1 protein-coding gene and 1 tRNA gene are annotated in these 1,509 nt (G+C 66.1%); both read left to right on the top strand.

Annotated features, from left to right (window positions below; translation table 11 throughout):
* Positions 1-129: 129 nt before the first annotated feature.
* A tRNA-Met gene (locus tag I0Q12_RS10950) sits at positions 130-206 on the top strand.
* 202 nt (positions 207-408) lie between these two features.
* The coding region (locus tag I0Q12_RS10945; protein WP_197251944.1) for an AI-2E family transporter at positions 409-1,509 on the top strand (1,101 nt) is incomplete at its 3' end.

Below are 1,509 nucleotides of genomic sequence, written 5' to 3'. Positions count from 1 at the left end.
CTGGCGGGCCGGGGACGTGGAGGCGGCCCGCCAGCGCATCGGCGACCACATCCGCGGTTACTACGCCGAGAGCCTGTCGAACCCCCTGAACGGAGCACCCCCGCCGGTGGTGTAGTGTTGTTCGTGCAACGCGGGGTGGAGCAGCTCGGTAGCTCGCTGGGCTCATAACCCAGAGGTCGCAGGTTCAAATCCTGTCCCCGCTACCACCACCGGCCCGGACTCTCACGAGTCCGGGCCGGTTTGTTTTCGCCCGCGCGAAGGCGTCGCGACGAATCCGCTCGGCCGCCAGTTATCCGCTGTGGCGATTGCGTCGGCGGATGACCGGCGACCACGCGGATACGAGGACCAGTTGTTGTTCCCGGGGTAGATTCCGCCTAGACCCGTCAGGCAGACAACCGGGAGGGTGCGATGAGCGAGGACCATCCGAGCGACCCGCCCCGGCAGCGCACCACACCCCGCTGGCTGCGGCCCGCCGTCTTCTACGTCCTGCTCGCCGTCGCCGCCTATCAACTCTCGGGCTGGCTGTTCTTCAACCTCCGCGACTTCCTCGGACTGCTGTTTCTGGCGTGGTTGCTCAGCATCACCCTCGAGCCGGTCGTCGACTGGCTGGAGCGGTTCGGGATGCGCCGCGGCGCCGCGACCGGTCTGGTGCTGTTCGGCCTGCTGGCGTTTCTGATCGGGTTCGTCGCGCTGTTCGGGACGCTGCTCGTCGAACAGCTCGGTCAGTTGCTCAAAGCGCTGCCCGATGCCATCACCACGGTCACCGAGTGGTCCAACCGCACGTTCGACACGAACTTCTCGACCGGCGACGAACTGATCAAGCTGACGCCGGAGACCATCAGGGATCTCGTGCAGCGGTTCACGCCCGGAGTGCTCGGCGTGGTGTCCTCGGTGGTGAGCGTGGTGTTCCAGGCCCTGACGATGCTGCTGTTCGTGTTCTACATGTCGGCGGAGGGTCCCGCCCTGCGGCGCACCATCTCGAGCTGGTTCCCCGCCCGGCAGCAGAAGATCATCGCGACGGTGTGGGAAACGTCCGTCGAGAAGGCCGGCGGATACGTCGTCTCCCGGCTGATCCTCGGAGCCATCAGTGCCATCGGTACCGGCATCTTCCTGATGATCATCGGTGTGCCCTACTGGCTGCCGCTTGCGCTGTGGACGGGCATCGTGTCGCAGTTCGTCCCGACCCTGGGCACGTATCTGGCGATCGCCCTGCCCGCGATCATCGCCGCCGCCAACCAGCCCATCGACGGGCTGTGGGTGGTGCTGTTCGGAACCGGCTATCAGCAGGTCGAGAACTACGTGCTGCACCCGCGCATCACGTCGAAGACCGTCTCCATCCACCCGGCGGTCGCGTTCGGTTCGGTGATCGTCGGAGCGTCGTTGTTCGGTGCGATGGGTGCGCTGGTGTCCGTCCCGGTCGTGGCGGTGCTGCAGGCCCTCGTCGAAACATACGGTCACCGTTACGAACTGGTCGTCGAGCCGGGTGACATCGACCAACCAGGCGACACC

It is taken from the genome of Rhodococcus sp. CX, assembly GCF_015865005.1.
Classification (GTDB): domain Bacteria; phylum Actinomycetota; class Actinomycetes; order Mycobacteriales; family Mycobacteriaceae; genus Rhodococcus.
This window is presented reverse-complemented; position numbering and strand designations above follow the sequence as displayed.